Genomic DNA, 24,753 nt, shown 5'->3' on the forward strand with positions numbered 1-24,753 from the left:
CAATCCGTTGACAGAACCTATCGATCTCCGGATATTTGCCGCTTCCCGGCGGGCAGGGATGTCCGCCGGGCTTTTCCGTTTTGGGAGGCCCAAGCCGTGATCCCCGTCGTTATGCCCACATACGCCCGCGCCGATGTCGTTTTCGAGCGGGGCGAAGGTCCGTACCTCTACGCGACCGACGGGCGACGATTCCTCGACTTCGCCGCCGGCGTCGCGGTGAACGCCCTGGGTCACGCGCATCCTTATCTCATCAAGGCGCTGACCGAGCAGGCGAACAAGGTCTGGCACACCTCCAACCTGTTCCGCGTCGCCGGGCAGGAGAGCCTCGCCAAGCGCCTGACCGAGGTGACCTTCGCCGACACCGTGTTCTTCACGAACTCGGGCGCCGAGGCGTGGGAGTGCGGCGCCAAGACGATCCGCAAGTATCATTACGAGAACGGCAACCCGCAGAAGACCCGCATCATCACCTTCGAGCAGGCCTTCCATGGCCGCACCATTGCGTCGATCTCCGCCGCCAAGCAGGAGAAGCTGGTTAAGGGCTTCGGCCCGCTGCTCGACGGCTTCGACCAGGTCGCCTTCGGGAACCTGAACGAGCTGCGCAACGCCATCACCCCGGAGACCGGCGGCATCTGCGTCGAGCCGATCCAGGGCGAGGGCGGCATCCGCACCGGCTCGGTCGAGTTCCTGCGCGGCCTGCGCGAGGTCTGCGACGAGTTCGGCCTGCTGCTGTTCTTCGACGAGATCCAGACCGGCGTCGGCCGCACCGGCAAGCTGTTCGCCCATGAGTGGGCCGGCATCACGCCGGACGTCATGGCCATCGCCAAGGGCATCGGCGGCGGCTTCCCGCTCGGCGCCTGCCTCGCCACCGAGCGCGCGGCGTCCGGCATGACCGCCGGCACCCACGGCTCGACCTATGGCGGCAACCCGCTGGCGACCGCCGTCGGCAACGCCGTGCTCGACGTCGTGCTGGAGCCGGGCTTCCTCGACGGCGTGCAACGCATCGCGGAGGTTCTCCAGGGCCGCCTGACGGATCTGATCGCCAAGCACCCGGCCTTCTTCCTGGAGCTGCGCGGCCAGGGCCTGCTGCTCGGGCTGAAGCTCGGCCAGCCGGTCGGCGACGTGGTGGCGAAGCTGCGCGCCAACGGCCTGCTGTCGGTCCCGGCCGGCGACAACGTCGTCCGTCTGCTGCCGCCGCTGATCATCACCGAACAGCAGGTGGAGGAGGCCGTCGCCATCCTCGACCAGACCGCGCGGGAGTGGACGGCATGAGCAATGTCCGGCATTTCCTCGACGTCGACCGGCTCGATTCGCAGACGCTCCGCCGCATCCTCGACCGCGCCGTCGCCATCAAGGCCGCGTTCAAGAAGGACCGCAACGCCCACGCCGACCTGCTGGCCGGGCAGACGCTGGCGCTGATCTTCGAGAAGCCCTCGACCCGCACCCGCGTGTCGTTCGAGGTCGGCATGCGCCAGCTCGGCGGCAACGTCGTCGTGCTGAAGCCCGACGACATGCAGCTCGGACGTGGCGAGACCATCGGCGACACCGCGCGCGTGCTGTCGCGCTTCGTCGACGCGGTGATGGTGCGGACGACCGGCGAGGAGCGGGTGCACGAGCTGGCCGCCCACGCCAGCATCCCGATCATCAACGGCCTCACCGACCAGACCCACCCCTGCCAGATCATGGCCGACGTGATGACCTTCGAGGAGCATCGCGGCCCGATCAACGGGCGGGTGGTGGCCTGGACCGGCGACTGCAACAACGTGGCGGTGAGCTGGGCGCACGCCGCCGTGCGCTTCGACTTCGAGTTCCGTCTGGCCTGCCCAGCGCGGTACGGCGTGCCGCAGGCGCTGCTGGACTGGGCGAAGGCGGAGGGCACCGGCCGTCTCGTCGTCACCGACAGGCCGGAGGAGGCGGTGCGCGGCGCCGAGTGCGTCATCACCGACGCCTGGGCCTCGATGCACAACACCGACGTGGACGAGCGCGCGGCGATCCTCACCCCCTATCAGGTGAACGAGGCGCTGATGGATCGCGCCCACCCCGACGCGCTGTTCATGCACTGCCTGCCCGCCCATCGCGGGGAGGAGGTGACGGACGGCGTGATCGACGGCCGCCATTCGGTGGTCTGGGACGAGGCGGAGAACCGCCTGCACGCCCAGAAGGCGATCCTGGCCTGGTGCATGGGCGCCAAGGCGTAACGACCGCTGCCTCGTCCGGCTTCATGACCCCTCTTCCCCTGTGGAAGAGGGGTTTTGCATGGGTGCCCTGCCCAACCCGACTCCACCCCACCTTGATTCGGCCCATGGCCGCGCCGATCTTGGTCCTTTCGCCCTTCGTTCCGGTCTTTTGCCAAGGAATCCGTTCATGGACGATCCTTCCGTCCGTCCTCTCGCCGACGATCTGGTGCTGCCCTTTCAGATCGAGGCGTCCCGGCTGCGCGGCCGCATGGTCAAGCTCGGCCCGGCCATCGACGAGATTCTGACGCGCCACGACTACCCGCCGACCATCGCCCGCTTCCTGGCGGAGACGGCCGCACTCGCCGTGCTGCTCGCCAGCATGCTGAAGTATGAGGGGATCTTCACGCTCCAGACCAAGGGCGAGGGCGCCGTCAAGATGATGGTGGCCGACGTGACCTCGGTCGGCGACGTGCGCGCCTACGCCCAGTTCGACGCGGCGGAACTCGCCAAGGCCGAGCGGGACGTCGACATCGCCCCGGCGGCGGCGCTGCTCGGCAAGGGCTACATCGCCTTCACGGTCGACCAGGGTCCGGACACCGACCGCTACCAGGGCATCGTCGAGCTGTACGGCAAGACTCTGACCGACTGCGTCCAGCATTATTTCCGCCAGTCGGAGCAGATCGACACCGGCCTGACGGTGGCGGTGGACCGCGCGACCAACCCGGACGGCACGCCGGGCGGCTGGCGGGCCGGCGGCATCATGGTGCAGCGCCTGCCGCAGGAGCAGGGCGTCCTCGCGTCGGACGACGAGGACGACTGGCGCCGCGCCATGGCGCTGATGGCGAGCGTGACCGGCGAGGAGTTGCTGGACCGCGACCTGCCGGCGGCCGACCTGCTGTACCGCCTGTTCCACGAGGACGGCGTGCGCACCTACGCCGAGCACGGCCTGCGTTTCGGCTGCCGCTGCTCGCGCGAGCGGGTGGAGACGATGTTGCAGAGCCTGCCGCGCGAGGAAGTGCAGGAGCTGAAGATCGACGACGGCCGGGTCGAGGTGACCTGCCAGTTCTGCTCGACCGACTACCACTTCACCGACGCGGATCTCGACCGCGTGTACGGCGCCGGGGCTTAAAGCCCCAGGCGTCCGGCCGAAAAGGCCGCCTTCCCGATCTCCCTTCGGACGGCCTTTTCGGCGTTCCACTTTTGCGCACTGCCCCTCCGCTGGCCGTTCGTGCGTCCTGGTTGTTGGACGTTCGACCGAATTAAGCTCCGCCGGGGGGATGCCGCCGCCATGAACACGCTGGATCGCCATGACGGTGCGCTGCGCTTCTCCTACGTGGCCGAAGACGGCCGCCGCGTTCACGGCCAGCACGACCCGGCCGAGGGGGTGCTGGCGCTGCGCGTCACCGGCCCCGGCGGGCGGCTGCTTCATGAGGACAACCTGCCCTGCGACGACGCCGACCGGCTGGTGAGCGCGCTCGCCGCCTGGGGCGGGATGCCGGACGCCGTGCGCGACGCCCTGCCGAGCCTCGGCGGCAACGCCATCCTGCTCGACACCCTGCTGGGCAACGGGGCACCGGGCGGCGCGGTGCGGGCGTCGGTGCGGCGGCACGGGCTGAAGGTTGCCGTCGTGTTTCTCGACCGCGCCGGCGGACGGGTCGCCGAATTGCGGGCGGGCAGCCTGGAGGCGCTGGAGCGCAAGGCTGGGCGGGTCCTGTGCCTGTCGCGGGCGACGCGGCGGGTGCTGGGCGGCTGGCTGTCGGGCGAGCCGCTGTGGTTGGGGGCGGTGCTGGTCGGCGGACCGTTCCTCGGCTCGCTGCTGGCCAGCGTCCAGGCCGGGTTGCCGCCGGAGCGGCTGCTGCTGACGGCCTATGCCGGAGCGGTCGGGCTGGTCGCGGCGTTCGAGCTGCTGCGCGCCCAGTACGCCGCCTGGGTGCAGGCGCCGTCGGAGAGGGTTCCGCCGGGGTAGGGGCGTTCAGACGCCGAGGTAGCGCTCCTTCAGGCCGGGATCGGCCAGCAGGGCCGCCGAGTCGCCGCTCCAGGCCAGACGGCCCTTCTCGATGACGTGGTGCCGGTCGGCGAGGCGGGCCAGCGCCGCCACCGTCTTGTCGACCACCAGGATCGCCTGACCCTCCGCCTTCAACTGGGCGAGGCAGGTCCAGATCTCGGCGCGGACCAGCGGCGCCAGCCCCTCGGTCGCCTCGTCGAGGATCAGCAGCTTCGGGTTGGTCATCAGGGCGCGGCCGATGGCGAGCATCTGCTGTTCGCCGCCCGACAGGTTGCGGGCGAGGTTGCCGGCGCGTTCGGCCAGACGCGGGAACAGGGCGTGGACGCGCTCGACCGTCCAGGGATTGGGACGGTTATGCCGGTTGGCGGCGGTGGCGATCAGATTCTCGCGCACGGTCAGGGTGGGGAAGACCTGCCGGCCTTCCGGCACCAGCGCGATGCCGGCCCGCGCGATGCGGTGCGGCGGCTGGCCGGACAGCTCCGCGCCCTCGAAGCGCAGGCTGCCGCCGGTCGGGCGCATCAGGCCGAGGATCGAGCGGATCGTCGTCGTCTTGCCCATGCCGTTGCGGCCCATCAGGGTGGCGACCTCGCCGGCCCCGACCGACAGAGACATGCCGAACAGGACCTGGCTTTGGCCGTAGGCGGCGGTCAGCCCGTCGATGTGCAGCAGGGGGGACTCCATCACACCGCCTCCCGCTCGTCGCCGAGATAGGCCTCGCGCACCGCGGCGTCGGCGCGGATCGCGGCCGGTGCGCCGGTCGCCAGAGCCGCCCCGCGCACCAGCACGGTGATGCGGTCGGCCAGCGCGAACACCGCGTCCATGTCGTGCTCGACCAGCAGGATGGTGACGCCGCCCTTCAGCTCGGCGAGCAGCCGCACCATGCGGGCGGATTCCTCCGGCCCCATGCCGGCCATCGGCTCGTCGAGCAGCAGCAGCTTCGGGCCGGTGGCAAGCGCCATCGCCAGTTCCAGTTGCCGCTTTTCGCCATGGGCCAGCGCCGAGGCCGGGGTGTTCCCGCGCGGGCCGAGCCCGACCCGTTCCAGCACCGCGCGGGCGGGGTCGCTCAGGCGGCGGTCGCGGGCGGCGTCGCGCCAGAAGCGGAAGCTGTGGCCGGCGTGGGCCTGCACCGCCAGCGCCACGTTGTCGAGCGCCGTGAAGCTGGGGAAGACCGAGGTGATCTGGAAGCTGCGGGCGAGGCCGCGCTGGGCGCGCTTGTGGACGGGCAGGGCGGTGACGTCGCGGCCGTCGAACAGGATGCGGCCCTCGTCGGGTTTCAGCTCGCCGGAAAGCTGGCCGATCAGGGTGGTCTTGCCGGCGCCGTTGGGACCGATCAGGGCGTGGAGTTCGCCCTTTGCCACGCTCAGCGACAGGCGGTCGGTGGCGTTCAGGCCGCCGAAGCGCTTCACCAGCGCGCGGGCTTCCAGAAGCGGGACGGTCATGGCGTGCGGCTCCCGGCGATGACGCCCCACAGGCCCTTGCGGGCGAACAGCACCAGCCCGAGCAGGATGGGGCCGAGCACGATCTTCCAATGTTCGCCGAGCCCGGCGTGGGCGAGGTTCATCAGCTCGGGGACGTATTCCTCCAGCAGCAGCAGGGCGGCCGCACCCAGCACCGGGCCGATCAGCGTGCCGATGCCGCCCAGCACGACCATCACGATCAGGTCGCCGGATCGGCTCCAATGCAGATATTGCGGGCCGACGAACATCGTGGCGTTGGCGAGCAGGGCGCCGGCCAGCCCGGCGAGGGCCCCCGCGATGACGAAGGCGGCCAGCTTGTAGCGGGTGACCGGGTAGCCGAGCGCCCGCATCCGCCGCTCGTTGTCCTTGGCGCCGCGGAGGACGCGGCCGAAGCGCGAGTTCACCAGACGCCAGCCGAGCAGCAGCGCTGCCAGCAGCAGGCCGAGCGCCACATAGTAGAAGGTGGCGTGATCGGCGATGTTGGGGCCGTCGGGAAAGGTCGAGCGGCTCCACAGCGCGACGCCGTCGTCGCCGCCATAGGCCTTCAGCCCGGTCATCAGGTAGAACAGCATCTGCGCGAAGGCGAGCGTGATCATGATGAAGGGCACGCCGGTCGTGCGCAGCGAGATCGCCCCGATCGGCAGCGCCGCCAGCGCCCCGGCCAGCATGGCGAGCGGCCAGACGATGAAGCCGTTGGTCGTGCCGGGCCAGCCGAACAGGGTGGAGCCCTCGGCCTGGTGGGCGAAGAGGATGCCGACGGCGTAGCCGCCGATCCCGACGAAGGCGGCGTGCCCGAAACTGACCATCCCGCCGAAGCCGAGGATCAGGTCGAGGCTGACGGCGGCCAGCGCGAAGACGAGGATGCGGGCGCCGAGCCGCAGATAGAAGGGCTCGTCCATCCAGGCCGCGACGCTCGGCAGGGCGAGGGCGGCGATCAGCAGAACGGCCAGGGCGATGCGGGAGCGGGTCAGGGCGGGCATGTCGGCTGTTTTCTGACACAGATGAACACAGATAAACACAGATGAACGGTGATGCGTGGGCGGTTTTCCGTTACAGCACCACTCGTTTGAAGCCCAATCGGGAAGAGCCGAAGTTCAGGATGAGCCCCTTCTGCAAGCCGCTGGCGCGCAGATAATTCAACGTCTGGCCGACATGGGCGGGGATGATGGCATCCGCCGCCTTGATTTCGATGATGATGCTCTCGGCGACGATCATGTCGGCGACATAGCGTCCGACATGGACACCCTTGTAATCGATCTTGAATTCGATCTCTTCGCGCACCGGAAGCCCACGGGATCGGAGTTCGTGCGCCAACGCCTTGCGATAGACCGCCTCCAGAAAGCCGCGCCCCAGGATGTTCGCGACCTCGAACGCGGCGCCAATCACCGCTTGTGTCAGCGGATCCTTGTCGGCGGGGATTTCCGCATCCGTGTTCATCTGTGTCTATCTGTGTTCATCTGTGTCAAAACCCCTGCCTTCCTCAGATGGAATGTTCGGGACAGCAAGAGCAAGTATGCCGGCTCTCCGGATTTGGCGAAAGGACAAGCGTGATGACAACCAGGGATGCGGTGGTTCTGGTCAGTGGCGGGCTCGATTCGACGACGGTGCTCGCCATCGCCAGGCATGAGGGCTACCGGGTCAACGCGCTGAGCTTCCGCTACGGACAGCGCCATTCGGTGGAACTCGACGCCGCCCGCCGGGTGGTCGCCGCCATGGGCGTCGAGCGGCACGTCGTCGCCGACATCGATCTGCGCGCCTTCGGCGGTTCGGCCCTGACCGACTCCATCGACGTACCCAAGCACGAGACCGCCGCCGACCTCGGCGCCGACATCCCCGTCACCTATGTGCCGGCGCGCAACACGGTGTTCCTGTCCTTCGCGCTGGCCTGGGCCGAGACGCTCGGCGCGCAGGACCTCTTCATCGGCGTCAACGCGTTGGACTATTCGGGCTATCCCGACTGCCGGCCCGAATACATCGCCGCCTTCGAGACTCTCGCCAACCTCGCCACCAAGGCCGGGGTGGAGGGCACCAGCCGCTTCAAGATCCACGCGCCGCTGATGACGCTGGACAAGGCGGCGATCGTCCGGCGCGGGCTGGAACTGGGCGTCGACTACAGCCTGACCCACTCCTGCTACGACCCGGCGCCGGACGGGACCTCCTGCGGCACCTGCGACAGCTGCCTGTTGCGGTTGAAGGGCTTTTCCGAGGCCGGAATGACCGACCCGATCCGTTACGCCGCCGGAAATAGCCCCTTGGGGCGGACGGCCAGCACCAGCGCCATCAGCACGTAGATCGCCATCGACGCCGCCGCCGCACCCGCTGCGTTGGCGCTGGCGGCGTCCATCACCAGCCGGAAGCTGGCGGGCAGCAGGGCGCGGCCCAGCGTGTCGACCACGCCCACCAGCAGCGCCCCGGCGAAGGCGCCGCGGATCGAGCCGATGCCGCCGATCACGATCACGACGAAGGTCAGGATCAGGATCTGCTCGCCCATGCCGACCTGCACCGCCAGCACCGGCCCGGCCATCGCTCCGGCCAGCCCGGCCAGCCCGCAGCCGAGCGCGAAGACCAGACCGAACAGCAGCCGCACGTCGACGCCCAGCGCCATCACCATCTCGCGGTTGGTGGCGCCGGCGCGGATCAGCATGCCGACCCGCGTCTTGGCGATCAGCAGCCACAGACCCAGCGCCACCGCCAGCCCGGTCCCGAGGATCGCCAACCGGAAGGCCGGGTATGTCAGCCCCCACAGATCGACCGTGCCGGCCAGCGCCGCCGGCGGGTTGAGGAAGATCGGCACCGGGCCGAACAGGATGCGGATCAGCTCGTTGAAGAACAGGATCAGCCCGAAGGTCGCCAGCACCTGATCCAGATGGTCGCGGCGGTAGAGCGTGCGCAGCGCCACCGCCTCCACCGCCAGCCCGAGCAGCGCCGTCAGCAGGACAGCGACCGCCAGCGCCGGCAGGAAGCCGCCGAGCACCGGCACCAGCGCCGCCGTCAGATAGGCGCCGACCATGTAGAAGGAGCCGTGGGCGAGGTTGATCAGATCCATGATGCCGAACACGAGCGTCAGCCCGGCCGCCATCAGGAACAGCATCACCCCCAGTTGTAGCCCGTTCAGCCCCTGTTCGGCGAGAAGCAGGAGGTCCATGACGGCGCCGTCCTCACTTCATCGCGCAGTCCTTGGCGTAGGAATCGGCGTGGTCGGTGAAGACGGTGCCGGCCAGCTTGTTGGTGATGGCGCCGTCGGCCCCCTTCACCACCTCGCGCAGATAGACGTTCTGGATCGGGAACTGGTTGTTGTTCAGCCGGAACGATCCGCGCAGGCCGTCGAACTTGGCGGCCTTCATCGCGGCGCGCAGCTTGTCCTTGTCCTTCAGGTCGCCGCCGACGCCCTTGACCGCCGCGTCGATCAGCAGCGCCGCGTCGTAGCCCTGGGCCGCGTACATCGAGGGGATGCGGTTGAACTTGGCCTTGAAGTCCTTGACGAACGTCGCGTTGGCCGGGGTGTCGAGGTCGGGGCTCCACTGCGCCGAGTTCTTGGCGCCGAGCGCCGCCTCGCCGACCGCCGCCAGGATGTCCTGGTCGAAGGAGAAGCCGGGGCCGAACAGCGGCGTGGCGCCCTTCAGCCCGGCCTGCTCGAACTGCTTGATGAAGTTGATGCCCATGCCGCCGGGGTAGAAGGCGAAGACCGCGTCGGGCGCCGCCGCCTTCAACTGCGCCAGCTCGGCGGCGTAGTCGAGCTGGCCGACCTGGGTGTAGACCTCGCCGGCCACGGTGCCCTTGTAGTAGCGCTTGAAGCCGGCCAGCGAATCCTTGCCCGCCGGGTAGTTCGGCGCCAGCAGATAGACCTTCTTGAAGCCGGCGTCCTGGACATGCTTGCCCATCGCCTCGTGGATGGTGTCGTTCTGATAGGCGACGTTGAAGAAATACGGGTTGCACTGGCTGCCGGCGAGCTGCGACGGGCCGGCGTTGGGGCTGACGAACAGGGTCTTTCCAGCGGCCAGCGTCGGCATCATGGCGAGCGCCAGGTTGGACCAGACGATGCCGGTGACGACGTTGACCCGGTCGCGCTCGACCATGCGGTTGGCCAGGCCAACGGCGACGTCCGGCTTCTGCTGGTCGTCGGCCTCGACGATCTGCGTGTCCTGCCCGCCCAGCTTGCCCCCGAGATGCTCGGTCGCCAGCGCGAAGCCGTCGCGGATGTCGATGCCCAGCCCGGCGCCCGGCCCCGACAGGGTGGTGATCATGCCGACCTTCAGCGGGTCGGCGAGCACGGGCGAGGCGGCCAGCAGGGCGACAGAGGTCAGGGCGAGAAGCGAGCGGGTCATCGGCGGTCCAGCCTCCACGGGGGTCGTCAGGGGGAGGAGCGGCGGGACCCGCCGCCCCGGCGGTTGGAAAGGGCGGTCAGGAAAGGCGGGTCATGCGGCGCGGCGTCCGGTCTCGCGCCCGGTCTCCAGGCGGCGGGCCTCCGGCGAGCCGGACCGCCGCGCGTCGGCCCAGGGGCGCGCGGTGGTCGGGCGGCCGTCGGCGTCGATCAGGCCGCGCGCGAACAGCTCCTCGGCGTGGCGGATGAAGAAGGCGGCGGTGCTCGGCCGCTCCCAATGCTCCATCCAGTTCTGCTCCAGGAAGGCCAGGATGCCGGGCTGGCCCAGCTCGACCTCCCACAGCACGCCGAGCAGCGAGGTCTGCTGCTCCTCGTGCATGCAGTCCTCGAAGCACAGGCGCTTGTCGGCGCGCGCCTCCTTGCGGGCGGTGGTCTCCGGACCGGGGCCGAGGCCGTAGTCGATCAGCGTGCGCCGCTCCGGCGCCGCGCACAGCCAGTGGGTCACCTCGTGCACGATGACGGTCGCCTCGACGTCGGTGCGGATCACCTTGCCATCCCACATGAAGGAGCGGCTCGGCTGTTCGTCCAGCGTGTCGATGCCGTGGGCGTGGGCCAGCCGCACCGCCTCGGCTCGGTGCTCCGGCGTGTCGACGCCGCCGCCCGGCTCTCCGGCCGGACGGACCGGCCAGGTTCCGGCGATCCGCCGGAAGGCGGCCAGCGCTTGCGCGTGGCCGTCCAGATGGGCTTCGAAGGCGGCGATGGCCTTCGGCATGTCGTCGATGGCGATGGGGGTGAGGATCATGACGACTATGTGCGCGAAGGGCGGAACCGCGCGCAAGCGGAATATGGGCGGTCCGGGCGTCGCTGCGGTTGCGAAAGGGCCCCCGGGGGGCCGCATCCTGGTTCCCCCCGGCTTTCGCGGAGCGGAATAAAGGGCGATGCTGGATGTTGATCGGTGCGGAGCCGGATCGGGGCGGCGCCGGTGCCGGCCCCAAGGGGGGCGCCGGGCCGTTTTTTGTGCCGTTTCCGGTCACAAGAGAGGCGTTTTGAACATTCCCATGGATCATGATATACGCCGAAGGGCGAAGCGGCCGGCCGGGGCCGTCGCCGACGTCCCGCATTCCCGGCTTCCGACGCACGGACCCTGACGGCTGGCCATGTCCCTTTCCGACGCGCCCACCCCGGCCGCACCGGCCGTTCGCGGCGACGCCGCCCAACGGGTGAACCGGCCGCACCGCACCCGCCTCTCGGTGGTGATCCCCTTCTTCAACGAAGGCGCCAACATCGCCGCCCTGTTCGACCGCCTGACCCCGGCGCTGGACGGGTTGAACGTCGATTGGGAGGTCGTCTGCGTCAATGACGGCAGCCGCGACGACACGCTCGACCGGCTGCTCGACGCGCACGACCGCGACAACCGGATCAAGGTGGTCGACCTGTCGCGCAACTTCGGCAAGGAGCTGGCGCTGTCGGCCGGTCTGGCGCGGACCACCGGCGACGCCGTGGTGCCGATGGATGCCGACCTCCAGCACCCGCCCGAACTGCTGCCCGCCTTCCTGGAGAAGTGGCGCGAGGGCTACGACGTGGTCGTCGCCGTGCGCCACGCGCGGGTCGGGCAGAGCCTGAAGCACCGCCTGTTCGCCCGGATGTTCTACTGGATCTTCGACCATCTGTCGGAGATCAAGCTGCCGCGCGAGGTCGGCGACTTCCGCCTGATGGACCGCAAGGTGGTGGAGGTCATCAACCGGATGCCGGAGCGCACGCGCTTCATGAAGGGCATCTTCGCCTGGGTCGGCTTCCGCCAGGCCGCCATCCCCTACGAGCAGGGGGAGCGCGCCGGCGGCGACACCAAATGGGGCTTCCTGAAGCTGCTGCGCCTGTCGTTCGACGGTCTGACCGCCTTTTCCACCTTCCCCTTGCGGGTGTGGAGTCTCGTCGGGATGGCGCTGTCGGGCGTCGCCTTCGTCTACATCCTGATCCGTCTGGTGCGCACGCTGTTCCACGGCATCGACGTGCCCGGCTACGAATCGCTCCTGGTCGCGGTGCTGTTCCTGGGCGGCATCCAGCTCATCACGCTGGGGATCATCGGCGACTATCTGGGCCGCGTCTTCGCCGAGGTGAAGGGACGGCCGCTGTTCATCGTCCGCTCCGCCCACGGTTTCGAGGACGAGGATGATCGGGACGATCATCCGGGCGGCTTCAACAGGGATTTCGGCGGGAACCGGCGGCGATGAACCACCAGTCGAAGCGCTCTCCGACCGCGGGCGTTGCCATGGCGAGCCCGGCGGAGCCGCGGCCGCGCCGCGAGGGCGCGCTGTGGGACGACCTGACCCGCGCGCTGCTGCTGGGTCTGCTGATCCTCGCCGCGCTGACCTTCCTCAGCTACGGCATCAGCACCGACGAGGAGGTCCAGCACATCTACGGCAAGAAGCTGCTCTCCTACTACATGAGCGGCTTCCAGGACCGGTCGGCCTTCCATTTCAAGGATCTCTACCTTTATGGCGGGCTGTTCGACCTGGTGACGGCGGTGCTCGTCCCGATCTCCCCCTTCGAGGAGTACGAGACGCGGCATCTGCTCTGCGCGCTGGTCGGCGTGCTGGGCATCGCCGGGACGTGGCGCTACACCCGGCTGCTGGCCGGTCCGCGCGCGGGCTTCGTCGCGGCGGCGCTGCTGGCGCTGAGCGGCGTCTATTACGGCGCGATGTTCAACAACACCAAGGACGTGCCGTTCGCCGCCGGCATGGTGTGGACGCTCTATTTCGCCACCCGCATCCTCAATCAGCTTCCCAAGCCGAGCCCGAGCGCGGTGCTGAAGTTCGGGCTGGTGCTCGGGCTGACCCTGTCGATCCGCATCGGCGGGGTGCTGGCCGGCTTCTACCTCGCGGTCGCCATGCTGCTGCATTTCGCGCTGGTCGCCCGGCATGAGGGGCTGCGCTGGGTGCTGCACGACGCCAGGCTCGCCTTCGTCAAGCTGTTGCCGGCGATCCCGGTCGCCTATGCCATCATGGCCTTCTTCTGGCCCTGGGCGGTGCAGAAGCCGCTCAACCCGCTGGAGGCGCTGCGCGTCGTCTCGCATTTCCCGATCGACATCCAGACCCTGTTCATGGGCCAGATGGTCCATTCGAACGACCCGCCCGCCCTGTATCTGCCGGTCTATCTGGCGGTGAAGGTGCCGGAGGCGGTGCTGGTCGGCGTCGCCGCCGCGATCGTCATGGCGGCGGTCTGGCTGGCGCGCGGCGGCCTGCGGCGGATGGGCGCCTTCACGGCGGTGCGCTACACGCCGCTGGTGCTGGCCGGCTTCCTGCCGATCCTGCTGTTCATCCTGATGCGGCCGTCGGTCTACAACGGCATCCGCCATTTCCTGTTCCTGGTGCCGCCGATGGTGGTGATGGCGGCCATCGCCGCCGACCGGCTGTGGACGTTGGCGGAGCGCGGCGGCCGGGCGCTGGGGCAGGGCTTCGCGTCGGCCTTGACGGTGGTGGCTGTGGTGTACGCGTGGCAGCTCGGCACGATGCACCCCAACCAGTACGTCTACTACAACCAGCTCGTCGGCGGCGTACGCGGCGCCGACGGGCAGTACGAGCTGGACTACTGGGGCAACTCCCTGCACGAGGCGCTCCAGGAACTCATCGAGTATGTCGAGCGCGAGAACGACGGCCACCCGCCGCCGCGCCAATACACGCTGACCGTCTGCGGCAACACGCTGGCGGTGCGCTTCGAGCTGCCGCCCTGGCTGCGGCTGGTCAACGGCATCGAGCCGGACTGGCGCAAGGCCGACTTCTTCCTGGCCTTCACCCAGGCCAAGCGCTGCCCGTCTCTGCTCGACGGCCATCCGATCTTCGAGATCGCCGCCGACGACGTGCCGCTGTCGATCGTCAAGGACCGCCGCCCGCCCCCGGCGGAGATTCCGACGGAATAGCCACCCCTACGGTGTCCGCGCGCGGCATCGGGCTACCCCGGCGCGCCGCGGCGGCGCCTTAGCCTGATCCCCGTACGCGGGGATACCGGGACCGCCGCCGCCTTCCCACTCTCCGAACTCGGTCTTCCGGGACGGAGGCGGGGATGCGGCGGTTGTGGATCGGGATCCCGTGGGTTCTGGCGCTGTGGAGCGTTCCGCTGGCGCCGACCGAGGCGGTCGGCTACGACACGCTGCGCGAGACGGTGACCCGCCTGGTCGACGACCGGCTGGCGCTGGCCGGTCCGGGCAGTCTGGTGGTCGGGGTGATCCATGACGGCCGCAGCCTCGTCGTCGGACGCGGCGACAGCGGCCGGCCGGACGGCGGCCCGCCGGACGGGCGCACCGTCTTCCAGATCGCCTCGCTGACCAAGCCCTTCACCGGCACCATCATGGCCGAGCTGATGCGCAGCGGCCGCCTCGACGCCTCCGATCCGCTGGAGCGCCACCTGACGCGGGTGCCGCATGTTCCCGATTACGACGGACGGCCGATCCGCCTGCGCGATCTGGCGACCCACACCGCCGGCCTGCCCAACGTGCCGGAGACGCCGCGCTTCTCCTGGAGCCGGCTGGACGATCCGCGCAACCCCTACAAGCCGCTGACCCGCGACGAGGTGGCGACCTGGCTGTCCGGCTACAGTCTGCCGGTGCCGCCCGGCAGCCGTTTCCGCTACTCCAACGTCGGCATGGCGGTGCTGGGGGAGGCGCTGACGGCGGCGTCCGGCGTGTCCTACGAAACGCTGCTGAAGCGGGTGGTGACGGATCGTTTCGGGATGAGGGACACCTCGCTTCGCCTGACCGCCGAGCAGCGCGCCCGCAAGGCGGTCGGCCACGCGCGCGGGCGGGCGGTTCCCGATTGGGAGGCGCCGGCGATGCAATCCTCCTTCGGGCTCTATTCGACCGCCGACGATCTGCTGCGCTGGCTGCACGCCAATCTCGGCGATTGTCCGAACGCGGGGGAAATCAATATGGGAAAGGGTGGTTGCGAAGCCGGAACGGCGGCGACGCTGGCGCTCGCCCAGTCGGTGCAGGTGGACGGCCGCCGTCTGGCCGATCCGGGCGCGCTGGGGGCGGGGGCGATGGCGCTGGGCTGGTTCGTCGCCTGGGCCGCCGATGGCACCCCGATCCTCTGGCACTCGGGATCGACCGGCGGCTTCAACGCCTACATCGCCTTCTCGCGGGCCCACCGCTGGGCGGTCGTGGCGCTGACCAACAGCGATCCCGACCGCGTCACCGCCGACAGCGTCGTCGCCGACATCGTCCGCCGCTTCGAGGCGCGGCCGGAGGTCGCGGCGGTGGTTCAGTGAGGATCAGTGCAGGCGGCGCGGCGGCGGGGCGGGGCGCTCGACGTCGGCGCGGGTCTGGGCGATGGGGCCGGACTGGTGATGGGCGAGGCGCCAGACGCCATCCTCGCGCGCGAACAGGTTGGTCGCCGCCAGCACGGCGCCGCCCAGCATCTCCTCGCACACCACCAGCGCCGTGTCGCCGTGCAGCATCACCCGCTCGTTGCGGGCATGGACGGTGACGCCGGTTGGCGCCCGCAGCACGTCGCGCCAGCTCGCCAGCACGGCGTCGCGGCCGAACAGGGCGGCCCAGCCGGGATGGATGCACGAGACCGGCAGCCGCTCCGCCCACAGCGCCTCCATGGCGGGCATGTCGTGGTTGGAGAAGGCCCGGTAGAAGGCTTGGTTCAAGGCCAGCAGGGTGTCGCGGTCGGTCATGACGTGTCTCGTGGAGCGGGTGGCCCTTCGCGCGCCCGCCGGAGCGCCGCCTTCCGCTTTTAGACAAGACCGCCGGTCGCCGCAAGCGCCGGTCCGGCCCCCGCCGGCCGGCCCTCGCGACAAAAATCAGGCGGTGATGTTCACGCTTTGCGGCTTGGCGTCGGCGGCGCCGGCCGTGGTCGTGGCGGGGGTGCCGCTGCTCAGCCCCTCGACCGGAACCGACAGGTCGAGCTTCAGATGGGTGATGCCGTCCTTGCCGGTGGTCGGCTTCAGCACCGCCAGACCCTTCATCCCGTCGCCGCCGGCCTTGGAGGCCATGTCGTTCAGCTTGCCGAGGATGTTCTTGATCTCGTCCTCGCTGAAGCCCTCGCCGCGAACGATGATGCCGGTCGACTTGCCGGTCGCCGTGGTGGTGCTGAAGCCGGCCGCCATTCCGCCGCCGCCCGCCTGGAGCCGCGCCTCGTCCTTGCGGAAGTCCAGCGTCGACTTGGCGAAGGAGATCTGCACCTTGCGGTCGCCGTCCTGGATGCTCAACTCCATCCCGTGCGATTCGATCGACCATTGCGAGCGGGCGGCCTGCATGTCCACCGCCATCTTGCTGAAATCCAGGTCGGCCAGCTTGGATTTCATCGCGTCGCCGAAACCGGCGGTGGCGTCGGCGACGCCATCCGACGACATGCCGAGGGCGCCGAGGATGTCGCCCAGCCCCTGCTTCATCGTGTCGATGGCCTTGTCGAACGTGCCGGCGAGGCCCTTGCCGTGGTCCAGCGCGCTCTGCATCAGCCCCTGCGCCTGCTTGGCGCGGTCGAGGTTCTTGGAGCTGGTGTCGGCGCCGGCGCTCTTCGCCGCGTCCTTCGCCCCCTGGCCCGAAATGCTGTCGAGCAGCGATTCCATCGATTCGCTGATCGTGTAGGCCGGCGAGCCGGACGCGCCGCCGCTCTTGGCGTCGGCGGCCTTCGCGTCGCCTTTCGATTCGGTGGTCTTCTTGGCCGCGCCGGTTCCGCTCGTGGTGGTGGACAGCAGCGATGGTGTGCCGCTTGGGCCGGTGAGTTCCGCGTAATACATGGCAAGCCCCCGCATGAGAAAATATCCCGCGCCCGTCAGAGTGGCGCCGATAGCCTTTACCAGACGTTAATTCCGGAAAATATCTCGCAATCCCCGGTAGAAGTTCGTTTTCATACGAATGATGGCGCAGAGCCTCCGGTCCCAATCCTTCTTCCGGGGGATGCCGCTGCGGCGTGGCGCGGCTTCCGCCGCCTTTTCGCGGCTGTTAGGGTGTCGGAAAAAGCCGCCGCCCGCAACGCATCCGCCGGACCTTCGCCTCATGACCGACCGCCTGTCCATCGCGCTTGCCCAGACGAACCCGACTGTCGGCAACATCGACGCGAACGCCGACCGCATCCGCGCCGCGCGGGCCGAGGCCGCCGCGCGCGGGGCCGATCTCGTGGTGTTTCCCGAATTGTCGGTTTCCGGCTACCCGCCGGAGGATCTGGTGTTGAAGCCCTTCTTCCTCGACCGGATCGAGGCGGCGGTCCGCGCGCTGGCGGAGGAGACGGCGGACGGCGGCCCGGCCCTGCTGGTCGGCGCGCCGTGGCGCGAGGGAGGCCGGCTGTACAACACGGTTCTGCTGCTGGACAGGGGCGGCATCGCGGCGACGCGCTTCAAGGTCGATCTGTCCGATTGCGGCGTCTTCGACGAGACGCGCCTGTTCGCGGCCGGTCCGCCGCCCGGCCCGGTGAATCTGCGCGGCGTGCGGCTGGGCATTCCGGTGTGCGAGGACATCCGGACGCCCGACGTGGTCGAGACGCTGGCGGAGAGCGGCGCGGAGCTGATCGTCGTCCCGAACGGCAGTTCCTTCGAGACCGGCAAGCAGGACGAGCGCATCCAGATCGCCGTCCATCGCGTCATCGAATCCGGCCTGCCGCTGCTCTACGTCAACCAGGTGGGCGGACAGGACGAGCTGGTCTTCGACGGCGGCAGCTTCGCGCTGGCCGCCGACGGCGCGCTGGTGGCGCAGGCGCCCTCCTTCGCCGAGCATCTGCTGGTGACCCGCTGGGAGCGCGGGGCCGACGAAGCCTGGGCGTGCCGCGAGGCCGAGACCATCGCGCCGGCCGAGGGGCTGGAGGCCGTCTACGCGGCGCTGGTGCTGGGCGTCCGCGATTGCGTGAACAAGAATCATGCCCCCGGCGTGCTGATCGGCCTGTCGGGCGGGCTGGATTCGGCGCTGACCGCCGCCATCGCGGTCGACGCGCTGGGCGCCGATCGGGTCCATGCGGTGACGATGCCCTCGCCGCACACCGTGAAGGGCAGCCTGGAGGACGCCGCAGAGACGGCGGAACTGCTGGGCTGCCGGCTCGACCGCATTCCCATCGCGCCGGTCGTCAAGGCGTTCGATTCGATGCTGGCTCCGGCCTTGGCCGGGCGCGAGCCGGGCGTCGCCGCCGAAACTCTGCAAGCCCGCGCGCGCGACGTGACGCTGATGGCGCTGTCCGACCAGTTCGGCGCGCTGGTGCTGGCCACCGGCGACAAGTCGGAGATGTTGCTCGGCCGCGCGACGCCTTGCGGCGGCTACGCGGTGCTGAAGGACGTCTACCGGACGACGGCCTGCGCGCTGGCGCGCTGGCGCAACGCCCATGTTCCGGCCGGCGCGCGCGGCCCCGCCGGGCGGGTGGTCCCGGAACGGGTGCTGGCCAAGGCGTCGACGGCGGAACTCGGACCCGGCCAGACCGAGCGGGACGCGCTGCCGCCCTACGAGCGGCTGGACGATCTGCTGGAGGGGCTGGTCGAACGGGATCTGGGGCTGGCGGATTTGGCCGGACGCGGCCACGACGCGGAGCTGGTGGCGCGGGTGTGGCGGATGCTGCACGCGGCGGAGGGCAAGCGCCGCCAGGGCCCGCCGGGTCCGAGGATCGCGCGCCGCCCTCTGAACCGCGAGCGGCGGCATCCGATCACCAGCGGCTTCACCGACCTCGCCTGATCCGCGTCGGTGCGAAGGGGACGCCCCCTCCGCACGGCGGTGGGTTCATCCACGCGTCAGGTGGATGATGATCCCCAGCATGGTGAAGGCCCCGAGCACGGCCGGCAGGACGATCCAAGTCGGGTGGAAGAGGATCGCCAGCGGCATGATCAGGACGAGGATCATCGCCGGAAACACGAAATACGGGGAATTCCCCCAGTTGTTCAGCAAGTCGGCGGGGTTCTCGTTCTCGCCAAGGTAAGCATCGGCACAGACAGCTTGGTCCGTCATCTCTACACCCAAAGAAATTGTGGTTATTCCCTGTTCCCGCTCTGCGGCGGGATGCGGGTTGCATACCCCACATTTCCTTGGAAGACCAGTCCATGCCCGCCGCCGGTCCTTGCGACCTTCGACGGATGCGGCGTGGATCACGCCGCTTCGGTCAGGGCCAGATGCGGGCGGCGGACCGCCGATTGGATGGTGAAGGGGGCGCGGACGCCGCCGTTGAACAGTTCGGCGCATTCCAGCGCCTTCAGCAGGCGCTCCTCGGGCGCCAGCCCGGCCGTCGAGGCGAGCGAGCCCAGCGCGTAGTCGGAGCCGCAGCCGATGGCGTGATAGCCGCGCACCGCCTCGCCGACCTGATAGTCGGACTGCACGGTGAACAGCCGGCCCTCGCAGCCGACCATGAAGGTGCCGCCGGTCTCGACCTCGTTGGAGCGGTGGGCGTAGCCGCCGTCCTTCAGGCAGCCGCGCACGGCGTCGACGAAATCCACCACCATGTAGCGGAACAGGTCGGCGTCGGGCTCGCGCGGCGGCGGCTCCAGCCGGTAATGCAGGAGTTGGCCCATGCGGAAGGAACTGGTGAAACCGATCAGGCAATCGCCGTTGCGGAAGACCTTGGTGTCGGCGCGGACCGTGATGTCCAGCCCGTTCACCCCGGCGCTGTCGCCGCCCATCCACACCCGATCGCCGTCCACCAAGCCCACAATGCAGGTCATCGCCACCCTCGTCGCAAGAAAGTCCGGAAACTGGGGTCAGGGTGGGCGATTGTGGTTAACGAACTCTTGCCGAGGCCTTGGGCAAGACGGGGTAGGGGCGCCCCTTTCGGCGCGGACACGCAATGGTCACGGGCGGATGGGCGGTCGGGGCGTGAGCCCGTCGTCGGAAAGCTGCCGCAGCGGGCGCCGCGGCAGCCCGCCCGATCATTTCTCGGCCGTGGCCAGGGTGTTGATCGCCTGTGCCCACAGGACGAACTTGTTGGTCGCGAGGTCGCGGATCGTCTTGATGCCGAAGGCGGCCTTCAGCGCCTCGGCGTCCTTGTCGGACACTCCCTGCAAGGCGGCCGGCGACAGTTCGGCCAGTTCCTTCAGCGACTTCTTCTCATGCGCCTTGTCGAGAACATGTTCCAGGCTCTGGTTCATCGTCTTCCCCATGGTGGGCGTGATGCCGTCCGGAACTAAATCCGGGCAACAATCCCTTGTCCAGATGAGCTGTCCGGATGAATCCGCCCGGACGGAGGGGGCGGAGCCCCCCGTTTCAGCCTGGCATCCGGCCCACGGCTTGCGGGACTGTGGCGCGCATGATCTCGATGAAGCGGCGCAGCCGCGCCGGCTGGAAGCGGGTCGGCGGGTAGACCAGATGGACCGGCACCGGAGGGGCCTGCCAGTGTGGCGCCAGATGCAGAAGCCGGCCCTCGGCCAGATCCTCGACGAGTGCCCAGCCCGACGCGATCCCGACGCCGAGCCCCATCACGGCGGCGCCGCGCAGCGCGTGGAGGCTGTCGGTGGACAGGCGCGGCCGGATGGGAAAACTTTCGGTCTCGCCGGTCGCCGCGTGGGTCAGCTCCACCATGTCGCGGTAGAAGATGTTCAGCGCCAGCCACGGCAATCCGGCCAGCTCGGCCGGCCGCTCCGGCAGCGGGGCTCCGCCCAGCAGCGACGGGGCGGCGACCACGATGCGCGGCACCTCGCCCAGCCGCAGCGCCACGACCGACGGGTCGTGGACGTCGCCCACCCGGATGGCGCAATCGACCCCCTCGGCGACGAAGTCGGGCATGCGGTCGTGCAGCAGCCATTCCACCGCCATCCCCGGATAGCGCCGCAGATACTCCGCCAGCGGACCGACCAGCTGCTGCTGGCCGAAGGCGTGCGGCGCCACCACCCGAAGCAGGCCGGTCGGCTCGTCGCTGGCGCCGCGCACGTCGCTTTCCAGGATCTGCCAACCGGCGATCAGCTCCTTGCCGCGCTCGTAGCAGCGGGCGCCGTCCTCGGTCAGCTTCATCGCGTGGGTGGAGCGTTGCAGCAGGCGGACGCCCAGCGAGCGTTCCAGAATCTGCAACCGCCGGCTCACCGTCGGCTGGGTGCTGCCCATCTGCGCGGCGGCGGCCGACAGGCTGCCGGCCTCGACGATGCGCACGAAGGTCTCAAGCAGCGCGAGCCGGTCGGTGCCGGTGGTCAGGAGATCGATCTTCATACGCTGGACGTATAGCAAATCTACGCGCCTTGCGGCTACCGATGGCGGCGGCCGGCGATCATAGTCCGGTTCGTCCACATCTTCCGGGGCTCTCCATCATGTCCTCCATTCCTTTGGCGCATGCAGAGGCGAAGGCCGGCCAGAACCAGTCCCTGGGCCAGCCTCTGGTCCTGCTGCTGGCGGCCGGCGCCGGCCTCGCCGTGGCGTCGCTCTATTACAGCCAGCCCATGCTCGGCGTGCTGGGCGCCAGCATCCAGGCCGACGACCGCAGCGTCGGCTGGGTGCCGACCCTGACGCAGCTCGGCTACGCGATCGGCATCCTGCTGCTGGCGCCGCTGGGCGACCGCTACGACCGGCGCCGCATCATCCTGGCGAAGGCCGGGGTGCTGTGCGCCGCCCTGCTGCTGGCCGGGGTGGCGCCGTCGATCGGCGTGCTGCTGGCCGCCAGCCTCGCGCTCGGGCTTTCCGCGACGCTGGCGCAGGACATCGTTCCCGCCGCCGCGACGCTGGCGCCGGCCGAGCATCGCGGCAAGGTGGTGGGCACGGTGATGACCGGCCTGCTGCTCGGCATCCTGCTGTCACGGGTGGCGAGCGGGTTCGTGGCCGAGAATTTCGGCTGGCGCGCCGTGTTCGTGGCGGCGGCGGCGAGCATCGCCCTGCTGATGGCGGCGCTGTGGCGCGGGCTGCCGCGCTTCCGGCCGACGACGGGGCTGAGCTACGGCGCCCTGCTGGGGTCGCTGGTCACGCTGTGGGGCCGTCACCCCGCCCTGCGCCGCGCGGCGATCGCCCAAGGGCTGCTGTCGCTGGGCTTCAGCGCCTTCTGGTCGACCCTGGCGGTCATGCTGCATGGCGAGCCCTTCCATCTCGGGGCGGCGGCGGCCGGCGCCTTCGGTCTGGCGGGGGCGGCGGGCGCCCTGGCGGCGCCGGTCGCCGGCCGCATCGCCGACCGCCGGGGGCCGGAGCTGATCACCCGTCTGGGCGCCGGGCTGGCCGCCCTGTCCTTCGCGGCGATGGCGCTGGCGCCCTGGATGCCGGCCTCGGGCCAGCTGTGGCTGATCGTCGGCAGCGCCATCGGTTTCGACCTCGGCATCCAGGCCTCGCTGATCGCGCACCAGACGATCGTCTACGGCATCGACCCGGCCGCGCGCAGCCGCCTGAACGCCGTGCTGATGGTGGGCATGTTCATCGGCATGGCGGCCGGCGCGACGCTGGGCAGCCAGGCGTTGGCCACCTGGGGCTGGGGCGGCGTGGTCGCGGTGGCCACCGTGGCGGCGCTGGCGGCCCTGCTGCTGCGCCTGTGGCCGGGGATCGTGCGCCCACGCTGAGCACGGCAACGGCCGGAGCACCAAGCCGCCGCGCGTCCCCCTGCCGGGACGCGCGGCGGCGGCCGTTTTGGGACAGGGCGGGCTACCGGACGCAGTTGCCGACGATCGGGTAACAGAGCGTGGGATCGCGGTCCTGGTTGTAGCGCATCTCGGCGATCCGCCCCTGGCGAAGCGTGATGCTGGCCTCGCAACGGTAGGTGCGGACGAAGCTGGTCACGTCGGGGCGCCAGAGCCCCACCCCGGCCGACCCGAGCCAGGGATCGGGTTCCCAGTCGACATCGCGGTCGACCAGCGTCTGCTGCCGCAGATAGGTCAATTGTTCGGTGTCGCCGTTCGCGATCGAGCGGTCCGGCACGCCGGCGCAGGCCAGAAGATCGCCTTTGCTCATGCCGATCATGGCGGTGGGCGCGCGCAGCGCCAGCTCCGCCTGCGGGTTGGCGCATGAACTGGTCAACAGGACGGCCGCCAGGAGGGCGCCAAGCCCGCCGGCGGTGCGGTGGTCGGGTTTTGTGTTTCTGCGCACGGGGCGGCCTCTTCGGCAATCGCTTTGGGCAACGGCGCGGAGACGGTTTTGTTTCCCGCCGCTATCCGTAAGCGATCCACAGAAGAACGCGCAGTCCGAGCACGAGGACGCCACTGGCGAGGATTCCCAACAACGCGTCCGCAGCGTCCATCTCGCTGCCGGACCAAGCCATCCAGCCGACCAGCACCAACCCGGTCAGCAGGCCGATGAAGAACCAGCGGATGAAGCGGTTCTCGATCAGCAGATCCCACAGAGTCTCGATCAGATCGGCCATGCTTCTCACCCGGATTGCCACCCGGTTCCCCGCCTCTTCGCCCCGTTGTCCGAGCGTAGCCGACAGGAAGGGGCCGGTCAAAGCGGCCGCTCGAAGCCGATGGCGTGGGCCGATGCGTCGCCCATTGTCCAAGATCTTGCGCGGGGAGGCTGAGGCCATCGCCTGCCCAAAAAAAACCGCCGCTAACCCGTTGGATTAGCGGCGAGTTGAACAGGGAGGCTTCACGTCTGGGAGACGCTGGGTCCGGAGACCCAACCCCGGAGGGGATGCCCCCGGGACGAAACATCGAATGCTGCGTCGCAACATCCAACGATCAAAATTTGACCATTCTGGTGCCAAGTTTCCAGGCACAATAAAATAAATCTACCATGCGCGCCTTGCATGGCTTCGATCACCCTGAAAACGCTAATAAAAATGCCGAAATCGATCAGGTTCCCTTTGAAAGGAAAGAAACCTGGACGATTTCGGCAATGCTGTTGCAAAGAGGACCAAGCGATCAAAAAACAGGCGAACGCCTTAGAAGGGCGTCTCTGCCACTTTTTTGACCAGGAAGTCGCGGAACACCGCGATGCGCTTGGAATGGCGCAGTTCCTCGGCGTAAACGAAATAGGCGTCCACCTTCGGGCCGTCGATGTCGGGCAGGACCCGCACCAGATCCTTGGCGTGTCCGTCCACCAGGAAATCGGGCAGGGCGGCGATGCCGAGGCCGCTCTCCACCGCGCGGTAGATGGCGTAGACGCTGTTCACCTGGAGGATCGCGCGGCGGTTGGGCGAGGGCTCGCCCACGTCCATGATCCAGTTCACGTTGGGAATCGGCGCCCGCACGTCGGGCGGGTAGGTGATGAGGTCGTGGCTGTCGAGGTCGTTCGCCGTCTTCGGCGCGCCGCGCTTCTTCACGTAGCCCTGGCTGGCATACAGGTGGAAGCGGATCGACATCAGGTGGCGCTGGATGAGGTCGGGCTGGCGCGGCGTGTTCATGCGGATGGCGATGTCCGCCTCGCGCATCGCCAGATCCAGTTCGTCGTCATCGATCAGCAGCGTCAACTGGATGTCGGGATAGATCGACATGAACTCGTTGATGCGCGGGGTCAGCCAGGTCGAGCCGAAGGCGACCGTCGTCGTGACGCGCAGAGGCCCCTTGGGATGCTCCCGGCTTTCGGTCAGCATCGCCTCGGTCATCGACAGCTTGGCGAAGACGTCGCGGGCGGTGCGGTGAAGCAACTCGCCCTGCTCGGTGAGGATCAGGCCGCGGGCATGCCGGTGGAACAGAGGAACGCCCAGGCTTTCCTCAAGGGCGCTGATCTGCCGGCTGACGGCCGACTGGCTGAGGTTCAGGGTCTCGCCGGCGTGCGTGAAGCTGCCGGCTTCGGCCACCGCGTGGAAAACCCGAAGCTTGTCCCAATCCATCATACTGTCCCGCCCTCGCGCGCGGTGGCGGAGAGCCTCCCATCATTCTTGAAGGCGGCGCATAGCCGCCATGCATCTTTATAACGGGAACGCGCCCCGAACGCACGCTCTGTCGCAGGCGGTTCGCACGAAAATTAATCATGATCGCCGGAGTTATTCTCATCCG

27 protein-coding genes are annotated in these 24,753 nt (G+C 69.3%); 11 read left to right on the plus strand and 16 right to left on the minus strand.

Annotation, left to right across the window (positions count from 1 at the left end):
• The first annotated feature begins 96 nt into the window (after positions 1-96).
• From JN22_RS21325 to JN22_RS21340, 4 genes are all read left to right on the plus strand, one after another.
• Positions 97-1,269, plus strand: a complete 1,173-nt coding sequence (locus tag JN22_RS21325; protein ID WP_223677833.1) for an aspartate aminotransferase family protein — start codon at positions 97-99, stop codon at positions 1,267-1,269.
• A complete protein-coding gene (gene argF, locus JN22_RS21330) occupies positions 1,266-2,195 on the plus strand; it encodes an ornithine carbamoyltransferase (RefSeq protein WP_085557280.1) in 930 nt (309 codons plus the stop codon). The genes JN22_RS21325 and argF overlap by 4 nt, the downstream gene beginning before the upstream one ends.
• Positions 2,196-2,361: 166 nt before the next feature.
• Positions 2,362-3,303, plus strand: a complete 942-nt coding sequence (locus JN22_RS21335; RefSeq protein ID WP_085555837.1) for an Hsp33 family molecular chaperone — start codon at positions 2,362-2,364, stop codon at positions 3,301-3,303.
• A gap of 159 nt (positions 3,304-3,462) precedes the next feature.
• On the plus strand, positions 3,463-4,140 hold the full coding sequence (locus JN22_RS21340) for a hypothetical protein (RefSeq protein WP_085555838.1): 678 nt from the start codon (positions 3,463-3,465) through the stop codon (positions 4,138-4,140).
• A 6-nt stretch (positions 4,141-4,146) separates the two neighbouring features.
• Here the strand turns inward: JN22_RS21340 and JN22_RS21345 are convergent, their stop codons facing one another.
• The 4 genes from JN22_RS21345 to JN22_RS21360 all read right to left on the minus strand — a co-directional run bounded on the left by JN22_RS21345 (position 4,147) and on the right by JN22_RS21360 (position 7,073).
• Positions 4,147-4,860 (minus strand): ABC transporter ATP-binding protein, encoded by a 714-nt coding sequence (locus tag JN22_RS21345; RefSeq protein ID WP_085555839.1) that lies wholly within the window; start codon positions 4,858-4,860, stop codon positions 4,147-4,149.
• A complete protein-coding gene (locus JN22_RS21350) occupies positions 4,860-5,618 on the minus strand; it encodes an ABC transporter ATP-binding protein (RefSeq protein ID WP_085555840.1) in 759 nt (252 codons plus the stop codon). Before JN22_RS21350 ends, JN22_RS21345 begins: the two co-directional genes overlap by 1 nt.
• Positions 5,615-6,616 (minus strand): branched-chain amino acid ABC transporter permease, encoded by a 1,002-nt coding sequence (locus JN22_RS21355; protein WP_085555841.1) that lies wholly within the window; start codon positions 6,614-6,616, stop codon positions 5,615-5,617. Before JN22_RS21355 ends, JN22_RS21350 begins: the two co-directional genes overlap by 4 nt.
• 70 nt (positions 6,617-6,686) lie before the next feature.
• Complete coding sequence (locus JN22_RS21360) at positions 6,687-7,073, minus strand: GxxExxY protein (protein WP_085555842.1); 387 nt, start codon at positions 7,071-7,073, stop codon at positions 6,687-6,689.
• 113 nt (positions 7,074-7,186) lie between these two features.
• Between JN22_RS21360 and queC the strand changes: the two genes are divergently transcribed.
• Positions 7,187-7,927 carry a 7-cyano-7-deazaguanine synthase QueC gene (gene queC / locus JN22_RS21365; RefSeq protein ID WP_085555843.1) on the plus strand — a complete coding sequence of 247 codons (741 nt, stop codon included), beginning with the start codon at positions 7,187-7,189 and terminating at the stop codon, positions 7,925-7,927.
• Here the strand turns inward: queC and JN22_RS21370 are convergent.
• From JN22_RS21370 to JN22_RS21380, 3 genes are all read right to left on the minus strand, one after another.
• Entirely contained in the window at positions 7,867-8,781 is a 915-nt protein-coding gene (locus JN22_RS21370; RefSeq protein ID WP_085555844.1) for a branched-chain amino acid ABC transporter permease, read from the minus strand. The two genes, queC and JN22_RS21370, sit on opposite strands and share 61 nt — an antisense overlap.
• A 13-nt stretch (positions 8,782-8,794) precedes the next feature.
• Positions 8,795-9,961, minus strand: a complete 1,167-nt coding sequence (locus JN22_RS21375; RefSeq protein WP_085555845.1) for an ABC transporter substrate-binding protein — start codon at positions 9,959-9,961, stop codon at positions 8,795-8,797.
• A 90-nt stretch (positions 9,962-10,051) separates the two neighbouring features.
• On the minus strand, positions 10,052-10,759 hold the full coding sequence (locus JN22_RS21380; RefSeq protein WP_223677834.1) for an elongation factor P hydroxylase: 708 nt from the start codon (positions 10,757-10,759) through the stop codon (positions 10,052-10,054).
• Positions 10,760-11,114: 355 nt separating this feature from the next.
• On the opposite strand from JN22_RS21380, the gene JN22_RS21385 reads away from it, so the two are divergent.
• From JN22_RS21385 to JN22_RS21395, 3 genes are all read left to right on the plus strand, one after another.
• A complete protein-coding gene (locus JN22_RS21385) occupies positions 11,115-12,188 on the plus strand; it encodes a glycosyltransferase family 2 protein (protein WP_085555846.1) in 1,074 nt (357 codons plus the stop codon).
• A 38-nt stretch (positions 12,189-12,226) separates the two neighbouring features.
• Complete coding sequence (locus JN22_RS21390; RefSeq protein ID WP_223677835.1) at positions 12,227-13,873, plus strand: glycosyltransferase family 39 protein; 1,647 nt, start codon at positions 12,227-12,229, stop codon at positions 13,871-13,873.
• A gap of 143 nt (positions 13,874-14,016) precedes the next feature.
• Positions 14,017-15,216, plus strand: coding sequence for a serine hydrolase domain-containing protein (locus JN22_RS21395; protein WP_085555848.1), 1,200 nt, complete (start codon positions 14,017-14,019; stop codon positions 15,214-15,216).
• A gap of 3 nt (positions 15,217-15,219) precedes the next feature.
• On the opposite strand, the gene JN22_RS21400 is transcribed toward JN22_RS21395, so the two are convergent.
• Positions 15,220-15,630 carry a nuclear transport factor 2 family protein gene (locus JN22_RS21400; protein ID WP_085555849.1) on the minus strand — a complete coding sequence of 137 codons (411 nt, stop codon included), beginning with the start codon at positions 15,628-15,630 and terminating at the stop codon, positions 15,220-15,222.
• A 126-nt stretch (positions 15,631-15,756) separates the two neighbouring features.
• Complete coding sequence (locus tag JN22_RS21405) at positions 15,757-16,710, minus strand: hypothetical protein (RefSeq protein ID WP_223677836.1); 954 nt, start codon at positions 16,708-16,710, stop codon at positions 15,757-15,759.
• Between the two features lie 244 nt (positions 16,711-16,954).
• On the opposite strand from JN22_RS21405, the gene JN22_RS21410 reads away from it, so the two are divergent.
• The gene (locus JN22_RS21410) at positions 16,955-18,607 is read left to right on the plus strand and encodes an NAD+ synthase (protein ID WP_085555851.1); all 1,653 of its coding nucleotides are present in this window, start codon (positions 16,955-16,957) and stop codon (positions 18,605-18,607) included.
• A gap of 45 nt (positions 18,608-18,652) precedes the next feature.
• Here JN22_RS21410 and JN22_RS21415 read toward each other — a convergent pair whose 3' ends face one another.
• From JN22_RS21415 to JN22_RS21430, 4 genes are all read right to left on the minus strand, one after another.
• Complete coding sequence (locus JN22_RS21415; RefSeq protein ID WP_085555852.1) at positions 18,653-18,877, minus strand: hypothetical protein; 225 nt, start codon at positions 18,875-18,877, stop codon at positions 18,653-18,655.
• 137 nt (positions 18,878-19,014) lie between these two features.
• Positions 19,015-19,584 (minus strand): hypothetical protein, encoded by a 570-nt coding sequence (locus tag JN22_RS21420; RefSeq protein WP_085555853.1) that lies wholly within the window; start codon positions 19,582-19,584, stop codon positions 19,015-19,017.
• Positions 19,585-19,788: 204 nt separating this feature from the next.
• On the minus strand, positions 19,789-20,007 hold the full coding sequence (locus JN22_RS21425) for a hypothetical protein (RefSeq protein ID WP_085555854.1): 219 nt from the start codon (positions 20,005-20,007) through the stop codon (positions 19,789-19,791).
• A 115-nt stretch (positions 20,008-20,122) separates the two neighbouring features.
• Positions 20,123-21,058 carry a LysR family transcriptional regulator gene (locus JN22_RS21430; RefSeq protein ID WP_085555855.1) on the minus strand — a complete coding sequence of 312 codons (936 nt, stop codon included), beginning with the start codon at positions 21,056-21,058 and terminating at the stop codon, positions 20,123-20,125.
• A gap of 98 nt (positions 21,059-21,156) precedes the next feature.
• On the opposite strand from JN22_RS21430, the gene JN22_RS21435 reads away from it, so the two are divergent.
• Entirely contained in the window at positions 21,157-22,383 is a 1,227-nt protein-coding gene (locus JN22_RS21435; RefSeq protein ID WP_085555856.1) for an MFS transporter, read from the plus strand.
• Between the two features lie 82 nt (positions 22,384-22,465).
• On the opposite strand, the gene JN22_RS21440 is transcribed toward JN22_RS21435, so the two are convergent.
• Positions 22,466-22,906, minus strand: coding sequence for a hypothetical protein (locus JN22_RS21440; protein WP_085555857.1), 441 nt, complete (start codon positions 22,904-22,906; stop codon positions 22,466-22,468).
• A gap of 61 nt (positions 22,907-22,967) precedes the next feature.
• The gene (locus JN22_RS21445) at positions 22,968-23,180 is read right to left on the minus strand and encodes a hypothetical protein (RefSeq protein ID WP_085555858.1); all 213 of its coding nucleotides are present in this window, start codon (positions 23,178-23,180) and stop codon (positions 22,968-22,970) included.
• Between the two features lie 368 nt (positions 23,181-23,548).
• On the opposite strand from JN22_RS21445, the gene JN22_RS21450 reads away from it, so the two are divergent.
• On the plus strand, positions 23,549-23,725 hold the full coding sequence (locus JN22_RS21450) for a hypothetical protein (protein ID WP_179166202.1): 177 nt from the start codon (positions 23,549-23,551) through the stop codon (positions 23,723-23,725).
• Here JN22_RS21450 and JN22_RS21455 read toward each other — a convergent pair.
• Complete coding sequence (locus JN22_RS21455) at positions 23,697-24,587, minus strand: LysR family transcriptional regulator (RefSeq protein WP_085557281.1); 891 nt, start codon at positions 24,585-24,587, stop codon at positions 23,697-23,699. The genes JN22_RS21450 and JN22_RS21455 overlap by 29 nt on opposite strands.
• Positions 24,588-24,753 lie beyond the last annotated feature (166 nt).

The organism is Azospirillum agricola, from assembly GCF_020005195.1.
GTDB classification, from domain to species: domain Bacteria; phylum Pseudomonadota; class Alphaproteobacteria; order Azospirillales; family Azospirillaceae; genus Azospirillum; species Azospirillum agricola.